The sequence below is a fragment of the Streptomyces sp. NPDC006365 genome, assembly GCF_042870755.1.
GTDB lineage: Bacteria > Actinomycetota > Actinomycetes > Streptomycetales > Streptomycetaceae > Streptomyces > Streptomyces xiangluensis.
In genome coordinates, this window is the sequence record NZ_JBIAHS010000048.1 from 1 (window position 1) to 1,665 (window position 1,665).

2 protein-coding genes are annotated in these 1,665 nt (G+C 70.2%); one reads left to right on the top strand and one right to left on the bottom strand.

Features of this window, described 5'->3' with window-relative positions; genetic code table 11:
- The first annotated feature begins 76 nt into the window (after positions 1-76).
- Positions 77-652: a hypothetical protein gene (locus ACFYO0_RS46415; RefSeq protein WP_388688509.1), complete on the top strand. Its 576-nt coding sequence runs from the start codon at positions 77-79 to the stop codon at positions 650-652.
- Here the strand turns inward: ACFYO0_RS46415 and ACFYO0_RS46420 are convergent.
- Complete coding sequence (locus ACFYO0_RS46420; RefSeq protein ID WP_388688512.1) at positions 600-1,394, bottom strand: IS5 family transposase; 795 nt, start codon at positions 1,392-1,394, stop codon at positions 600-602. The two genes, ACFYO0_RS46415 and ACFYO0_RS46420, sit on opposite strands and share 53 nt — an antisense overlap.
- Positions 1,395-1,665: the final 271 nt, after the last annotated feature.

Here is a 1,665-nt window from a genome sequence, read left to right on the forward strand (position 1 = left end):
AGAAGCCGTATCTCAACCGAACCTGATCCCTTGATTTCTGCTGGTCAGGCATGGCTTCGCTCGGGTTGAGGGAGGCATGGCGACGTCTTGTGTCCGCCTGATGGTCGAGGGGTGCGCGGTGGCGTCGGTGCTGGGAATGCTGGAGGAGCGGGAGGCGGCTGCCCGTGTGCGGGTGGAGGGCTTGCGGGAGGAAGCCGCGCGGCTGGCTGAGGTGTTGGAGGCCGCGGAGATCGAGCTGGACCGGCGGGTGATCGCGCGGGAGGAACTGGTCGAGGCCCTGGCAGTCTCCGCGGCCGAGTCCACCGCCGTGACCACGACCGATGCGGAGGAGAATGCGGCGCCGTCGCTCGCGCCGGTGCCGGGTTCGACGGTGCCGCCCTGGCGGGACGGGCTGGCGGTGACGGTTCTGGCGCCGGACTATCAGCGGATTCTGGGCGTGCTGGAACAGCAGCGGTCCACGGGTCACGGGCCGCTTCGGGCCAAGGAGATCGCGGTGGAGCTGGGCCTTGGGACGACCCCGGCGAAGGTCGAGGGGGTGCGGTCGAAAGCCCGGCGCCTGGCGGAGCGCGGGTGGCTCCTCCTGGAGGCATCGGGGGCATTCAGCGCCGGCAGGCGGCCGGTGGCCGTGCCAGACGCCGGCTCATCCGTGTGACCATCGACCACCGGATCATCGCCTCACTGGTGGCGGGCAGGGTCTCGTAGTCCCGGGCCAGGCGGCGGGAGTTCATCAGCCACGCGAACGTGCGCTCTGCCACCCACCGCCTGGGCAGCACCACGAACCCTTCCATGTCGTCGGTGCGCTTGACGATCTCCAGGGTCAGAGCGAGCTTGTCCCGGCACCAGCGGACGAGGGAGCCGGTGTAGCCGCCGTCGGCCCAGACGAGGGTGATGTCGCGGTGCAGGCGGCGCAGCCGGGTCAGCAGGCCCGTCGCGGCGTCCCGGTCGCCGATGTTCGCGGCGGTGACGCAGACGACCAGGAGCAGACCGAGGGTGTCGGTCACGATGTGCCGTTTGCGGCCCGGCACCTTCTTCCCGCCGTCGTAGCCGCGCGAGGCGGCCGGCACCGTCGCGGCGGCCCGCACCGACTGCGCGTCGATGATCCCCGCCGTGGGCTCGGCCTCGCGGCCCTCGCGTTTACGGACCTTTCCGCGCAGCCGGTCGTGGAACTCGGCGATCAGACCGTGCTCGCGCCAGCGCCGGAAGAAGGCGTAGACCCGGCCCCATGCGGGGAAGTCCGCGGGCAGCGCCCGCCACGAGATCCCGCCCGCGACGAGGTAGCGGATCGCATCCAGCATCTGGCGATGGCAATAGCCCTCGGGCTGCCCGCCTCTGCCCTGAAGCCAGGCCGGCACCGGCAGCAACGGCCGCACGGCCGCCCACTCCGCGTCTGTCATGTCCGACGGATACCGGCGCACCCGGTCCGGATGATCGGCCGCATTGCCGTACACGTGCGCGAGGCAATCACACGATCGGACGGGCGAGTTGAAGCCGACGGGCTCGGACGCGTACAACAACGACAACAGGGCCTCCGGGAACCGCTCGGAATGGGATCGCACCCCCGAGCTACCAGGAGGCCCTGCCTTCATGCGCGTACCGACGGAAGATCACCCGACCAGGAACTCCGTTCGATCCACACGTTCCAAGATCGGTTGAGATACGGCTTCT

Bases quoted from the DNA above. Each gene is read 5' to 3' on its own strand.
- ACFYO0_RS46415 (WP_388688509.1), top strand. From the start codon at position 77: ATGGCGACGTCTTGTGTCCGCCTGATGGTCGAGGGGTGCGCGGTGGCG.
- ACFYO0_RS46420 (WP_388688512.1), bottom strand. From the start codon at position 1,394: ATGACAGACGCGGAGTGGGCGGCCGTGCGGCCGTTGCTGCCGGTGCCG.